Source organism: Gallibacterium salpingitidis, from assembly GCF_001678495.1.
Lineage (GTDB): Bacteria > Pseudomonadota > Gammaproteobacteria > Enterobacterales > Pasteurellaceae > Gallibacterium > Gallibacterium salpingitidis.
Window position 1 is genome coordinate 22,890 of record NZ_JTJL01000067.1, and the last position, 6,522, is coordinate 29,411.

Consider the following 6,522-nt stretch of genomic DNA (forward strand, 5'->3'; position numbering starts at 1 on the left):
GGATAATTCCCTATTGTGTTAGGAAAATAAGAAATAGCGATAAATACGATTATTGTATAGCTATTTGATTTACTTTTTATTATTTATTTAATTTAACGTCATTGACCCATTTATCAATTAAACGTTTTCTCTCGTCACTAGAACCATATTTTTCAAAATCATAATTGATTAAGTTAAGTTTAGTTGGATCAAACGCATTTGGAGATTGTTCAGCAGTAGTATTAGTTAAGGTTTGAAGTGATTGACCTTTCTTCCATGCTAACTCTTGACCTTCTTTTGATAATACCCAATCAACAAATAATTTTGCATTATCTAAGTTTCTCGCACCTTTTAAGATACTAACGCCACCAAGTTCATAACCGGTACCTTCACAAGGTACGATCAATGCTAAAGGAGCACCTTTTTCTTTTTCTAATGCGTAATCGTGTAAGAAGCCGATACCAATAGTTGCTTCACCACGTGCCGCATTACGAGATGGTGTAATACCTGATTTAGTGTATTGGGAAATGTTTTTATCTAAAGATTTGAAGTATTCAAATGCTTTTGGTTCGCCCCATAATTGTACGAAAGTAGCAATTGCGGTATAAGCTGTACCAGAACTTTGTGGGTCGGCAATTTGAATTTCACCTTTTAAGCGAGGATCTAATAAATCATTCCAACATTTCGGTACATCTTTAATACCAAGTTTAGCTAAACGTTCAGTATTAACCCCGAAACCTAAAATACCCATATAGATTGCAGAAGAGAGGTTTCCTTTAACCTTGCCTGGATCGCGGAATTTTTCCACAATTTGTGAAAGGTTTGGTGATTGATATGGTTGTAATAAACCTAATTCGCCTGCTTGAGATTGTGGGTCAAATGTACCACCGTACCACACGTCTGCTTGAGGATTATTTTTTTCAGCTTCAACTTTAGCGAAGGTGCTGCCAGAACCATTACGAATAAATGAAGTTTTAACATCATATTTTTTAGAAAAAGCTTGAGTTTCTGTTTCGCATAATTCATTGGTTGCGCTGCAATATACAACTAAACGACCTGATGCTTGAGCCGCTGAAGCTAATAACATAGCACTAACAGCAATAGCTGAAAGTTTAAGAGAAGTGGTTAAACGCATAAATTGTTACTCCTTATGATAAGTAAAAGTATCGGTGGATTATAAAAAAAGATTGTATGTAGAACTGTGAATAAATTCACAAAAATAGAAATTTATTGGCGCGAAATAGAAGAGAAGATAAAAAATCAACCAAAATATAATCTAATGGTGATTATCGAAAGTCAGTTGTATAAAAAGAGAAGGCTTATCTTAAAATAACAATTATATTGATAAGTAAAATGATTGATAACGAATTTATTGCTGGCAATATAATAACAAAAGTGATTAATTTATTAATAATGTTAAGGAGAGAATAATGGCAAAGTTTCGCTATTTTACACAACCGTTCTCAATTAAAAATTTAACACTGCGTAATAGGATTGTTATGCCGCCAATGTGTCAGTATAGTGCGACAGATGGCGTGCCAAATGATTGGCATTTTGTCCATTATGCCTCAAGAGCGATTGGTGGCGTTGGCTTAATCATTGTAGAGATGACCAATGTTGCACCAAATGGGCGTATTACTCCAAATTGTCTAGGTTTATGGAATGATCAACAACGTGATGCGTTTAAGCGTATTGTTGATATAGTTCATTCATATGGTGCAAAAATTGGTATTCAAATTGGTCATGCTGGTCGTAAAGCACAAGATTGTGATGATGTTGTAGCGCCTTCTGCAATTCATTATGGTGAATTAGATTATGCTGGGCAAAATTTAAAAACACCAAGAGAACTCAGTAAAGATGAAATTAAGGAGATTATTCAACTATTCCAAAATTCAGTAAAGAGAGCAGTAGAAGCTGGTTTCGATTTAATTGAATTACATGGTGCACATGGTTATTTGATCCATCAATTTTATTCACCGAAATCAAATCAACGTCAAGATGAATATGGACAAGATCGGATGTTATTTGGTGAGCAAATTATTAAAGCGGCAAAAGCTGTAATGCCGGCAGATATGCCATTGTTAATGCGTATTTCTGCGCAGGAATATTCCGCAAATGGCTTTGATAGTGATTATGGTGTGGAAGTGGCAAAACGTTTTGCAGCAGCTGGTGTTGATATGTTTGATGTCAGCGGTGGCGGTAATGGCGCGTTAGCAGAAAGTAAACATCCGCCATTTGCAGCAGGGTATCAAGTATATTTAGCACGTAAAGTGAAAGAAGCAACGGGATTACCAGTGATTGCAGTGGGTATGTTAGATAATCCAGCATTAGCAGATTATGTTATTGGTAGTGGCGATGCTGATCTTGTTGCCATTGGGCGTGGTTTATTGCGTGAACCTTATTGGGTATTGAATGCTCAATATCGGCAAAATGCGAGTGATAGTACGCCGATAGCGGATATTCCTTATCAATATATACGTGGTTTTAATTAATCAAGAAATTGGCTACTGTTTTCAGTAGCCAATCTATATTTGTTGATTACAACACCATTGCCGCAATCCAACCAAAGATCAATAAAGGAATATTATAGTGAATAAAGGTTGGTACTACAGAATCCCAAATATGATCGTGTTTACCGTCCATATTTAAACCTGAAGTTGGGCCTAAGGTTGAGTCAGATGCTGGTGAACCGGCGTCACCCAATGCTGCAGATACACCAACAATCGCAGCAGTTGCTAATGGTGAAAAACCGAAGCTAACGCAAATCGGTACATAGATAGAAGTAATAATAGGTACGGTAGAGAATGAAGAGCCGATACCCATAGTGATAAATAAACCAATAAGCAACATTAAGAATACGGCTAATCCTTTGTTATCAGCACCGATAGTAGTACTAAATGTTTGTACTAGCTCAGTTACCCCGCCAGTTTCATTGATGACTTTAGCAAAACCAGAAGCGGCAATCATCACAAAACCAATCATCGCCATCAAGCGTAAACCTTGTTGGAAAACATCATTGCTTTCTTTTAATTTAAAAATACCGCCAGCTGCAAAAATGATTAATCCTACTAAGCCACCGACGATGGTAGAGTCAGTGAAAAGTTGTAAGGTAAATGCTGCAATAATGGCGAAAATACTAATACCAATATGGAATGGTTTAATTTGAGCGATACGTTGTTGTAAGTTTTCTGAAGTTGGTTCGCTAGTATGTACTACATACTCTCTTGGTTTACGATAGCTGATAAAGATTGCAGTAAGTAAACCAATAATCATCCCAATAACAGGAATTAACATCGCTAATGACACTTGAGCAGTCGTTGTTTGCAAACCAAATTGTGCACCTGCTTCGTTGATATTTTTTACTAGGATGCTTTCAATAAAGATTTTACCGAAACCGACTGGTAGCAACATATAGGTCGCTGTTAAACCGAATGTTAAAACACAAGCAACAGCACGACGGTCGATTTTTAATTTATTGAAGATGCTGAGTAATGGTGGAACAACGATAGGAATAAAGGCAATATGTACTGGCAAGAGGTTTTGCGAAGAAATCGCAAAAGCGAGCAATACTGCGAGTAAGAAATATTTAAACCAGAATAATGCTCTGGTACTCGGTGTATGACCTAAACGTACAATGACTTTGTAAGCCAGTAAATCAGTTACGCCTGATTTAGAAATCGCAATGGCAAATGCACCTAAAACAGCATAGTTCATTGCAACAGAGGCACCACCACCTAAGCCATCAGTAAAGACAGCGACAGTTTTATTAAGATCTAAGCCACCAACTAATCCAGCAGTTAATGCTGAAATAATTAAGGCAATGACGACGTTGATGCGCATTAAACTGAGCGCAAGCAACACGATAATTGAAATAACAACTTCGTTGCTAAATAACATAATGTTGTGTTCCTTAAATTTGTAATATTGAGAAACGCAATAATCTATAAAATTTATGGATTTGTCGAGCAATTTTTCTCACTGTTTAAGATTGGTGGGAAAAGGTTTGCTTGTTTTAAGTTATTGACCATTAAGCAGAATAATTCTGCAGTCTTTTCTGTATCGTATAAAGCGGAATGTGCTTTGCTTGGTTCAAATGGAATACCGGCAGTATCACAAGCGGTACGTAATACGGTTTGTCCAAACATAAAACCAGCTAAAGTTGCGGTATCAAAGGTGGCAAAAGGGTGGAATGGATTGCGCTTAATACCAGTACGATTAATTGCTGCAGTTAAGAAGTTGTAATCAAACATTGCATTATGTGCAACTAAAATAGAACGTTTACATTCAGCAGCTTTTTGTCCACGACGTACCATTTGGAAGAATTCAGTTAAGGCAGTTAATTCATCAACCGCTTGTCGTTCTGGGTCATGAGGATCAATCCCATTAATTTTTAAGGAATTAGGATCAATATTTGCCCCTTCAAATAGTCGAATCTGAAAGTGGCATTTTTCATCAGGCAATAATAAGCCTTGTTCATCCATTTTAACGGTAATTGCAGCAAGTTCTAACAAACCATCGGTTTGATGATTTAAACCTGATGTTTCGACATCAATAATGACAGGGAAATAACCGCGGAAACGGTGTTTTAAAAGATTATAATTAACGACTTCGGTAGCTTGTTCAGTTACAGATTGGTTCACATTACATTCCAATTAAGTTTTCTAAAAATAAATTCACTCTCCATAAATATGGAGAGTGAGTATCAAGTAAAAAGAGGTTGAAAAAAGATTATTGGCCTAAACCAGCTTTAGCGCTCTTATTTTCAATAAATTCAATTTTATAACCATCTGGATCTTCAATAAATGCGATTACGGTAGTACCACCTTTTACCGGGCCTGGTTCACGAGTCACTTTTCCGCCAGCAGCGCGCACTGCTTCACAAGTTGCATAAATATCATCAACACCGATTGCAATATGACCAAATGCAGAACCTAGTTCATATTCGGAAACGCCCCAGTTATAGGTCAATTCGATTACTGCAGTTTTGTCTTCATCATCATAACCAACAAAAGCAAGCGAATATTTATATTCAGGATTTTCACTGCGACGTAACACGCGCATACCTAAAATTTCAGTATAGAATTTGATTGAACGTTCAAGATCACCAACACGTAACATAGTATGTAATAAGCGCATATTTCCTCCAACGAAAGTGAAATTTAAAGAAAAAACGGCCCAATTATGACATAATGCGTGACATAAATCACAATTTTTCTCAAGGTTATCTTATTATGTCAGAACATCAGCAAGCAAAGGGATCGGTGATTGCACTTTCAGTGTTACCGATTGTATTACTTATTCTCGCAGATTATGTGTTGCTGTTAGCAAAACCTATCGGTGAATCCATCATTTCCCATCTATTAATTGCGGTATTATCGGCACAACTCATCATTCAAATTATTTTCTTACGTGGTGAGATTTGTAATGGACAACGTAGCCGTTTAAGTCGTTGGAATCTCTATTTTGTTATCTTTTGGTTAGGTTGGTTATTGGTAACTTGCTTTCAAGTTAAAGTCTATTTACCAATTCGTTTAGCTTATTGTTGTGGTTTGGTGCTAACTTTATCGACTTGGCAACAACCAAAAGAAGAACAGTTAAGACGTGGAATTTTATGGTTAGGCTTAATTGTTGCGGTTATTGGTTTATTATTGGCATTGATTCCTGTCTTTCTCGTACCAATTTCGGTAGGTTTAACTTTCAATCCTCTATTACAAGTTGTTTTGGGAATCGGGTTAGCTTATTGGGGATTATTAGTTTCACGTAATCGCTTACATGGTTTAATGGATTTATTGCCTTATTTCGCTTTGATTGGCTTAGTAGCGAGTAGTGTTTTTGCAATGGTAAGTGTGGCAATTGTTTATTTAGAACAGCATACTACTATCTGGCAGTCCTTCCATCTTTCCTGTTACTTTATTGCGCATTTATTATTGTTAGCAGCGTGGAGTTATCCAATTATCCGTAGAAATAAACCTCATTATGGGTTATTAGCGTTGATTATCTTATTATCAGGCTTTTCTCCACTATTATTATTCTAATCTGACCTGTCAATTATTTAGTAATAGTTGTACCGTCATCAAATTGAATAAATTTGATGACGGGTTTTATCGTAATCTTTTTGGCATCATTAGTGAAAAGATTTTTACTAAAATCAGTCATCTCTTCTTCAGGTAAAAGTGTTGATAAATAGTATTTCTGATCGGGTTTTAAGATATTAAATTGATTAAATTTTAAGTTAATAAAACGGTTATCGATAATACGATTATTAAAGATATAGACAGCATACCATGCGATCTGTTGAATAGATTTATCTGATTGATTTTGAATCGCATAAGTCGTAGAAAAAGAGAGCTGTCCATCATGGTTACGCTGTACATTTTGCGAAAGAACCCGTATCTCAGCTTGGTGAGAAATTTTATTTGCATTTTGTGTAGGGATATCAGGAAATACATTCGCCAATGCACTTCTGTTATAACTAAAAAAAGTAATAAAAATCCCTAGTATTAAGACTATTATACGCATTAGAATATTAACTGACTGACTGAC

General features: G+C 36.0%; 7 protein-coding genes. 2 read left to right on the forward strand and 5 right to left on the reverse strand.

Annotation, left to right across the window (positions count from 1 at the left end):
* Nucleotides 1–79: 79 nt before the first annotated feature.
* Entirely contained in the window at nt 80–1,114 is a 1,035-nt protein-coding gene (locus QS62_RS10895; protein WP_066110102.1) for an ABC transporter substrate-binding protein, read from the reverse strand.
* Between the two features lie 295 nt (nt 1,115–1,409).
* On the opposite strand from QS62_RS10895, the gene QS62_RS10900 reads away from it, so the two are divergent.
* Complete coding sequence (locus QS62_RS10900; RefSeq protein ID WP_066110103.1) at nt 1,410–2,471, forward strand: NADH:flavin oxidoreductase/NADH oxidase; 1,062 nt, start codon at nt 1,410–1,412, stop codon at nt 2,469–2,471.
* A gap of 46 nt (nt 2,472–2,517) precedes the next feature.
* Here QS62_RS10900 and QS62_RS10905 read toward each other — a convergent pair whose 3' ends face one another.
* From QS62_RS10905 to gloA, 3 genes are all read right to left on the reverse strand, one after another.
* Nucleotides 2,518–3,876, reverse strand: a complete 1,359-nt coding sequence (locus tag QS62_RS10905) for a Na+/H+ antiporter family protein (protein ID WP_066110105.1) — start codon at nt 3,874–3,876, stop codon at nt 2,518–2,520.
* Nucleotides 3,877–3,929: 53 nt separating this feature from the next.
* Nucleotides 3,930–4,619 (reverse strand): ribonuclease T, encoded by a 690-nt coding sequence (gene rnt / locus QS62_RS10910; RefSeq protein ID WP_066110107.1) that lies wholly within the window; start codon nt 4,617–4,619, stop codon nt 3,930–3,932.
* Between the two features lie 88 nt (nt 4,620–4,707).
* Nucleotides 4,708–5,115 (reverse strand): lactoylglutathione lyase, encoded by a 408-nt coding sequence (gene gloA, locus QS62_RS10915; protein ID WP_066110109.1) that lies wholly within the window; start codon nt 5,113–5,115, stop codon nt 4,708–4,710.
* Between the two features lie 95 nt (nt 5,116–5,210).
* Between gloA and QS62_RS10920 the strand changes: the two genes are divergently transcribed.
* Entirely contained in the window at nt 5,211–6,014 is an 804-nt protein-coding gene (locus QS62_RS10920) for a hypothetical protein (protein ID WP_066110111.1), read from the forward strand.
* Nucleotides 6,015–6,027: 13 nt separating this feature from the next.
* On the opposite strand, the gene QS62_RS10925 is transcribed toward QS62_RS10920, so the two are convergent.
* Nucleotides 6,028–6,522: hypothetical protein (locus QS62_RS10925; protein WP_231923710.1), on the reverse strand; the 495-nt coding region annotated here is incomplete at its 5' end.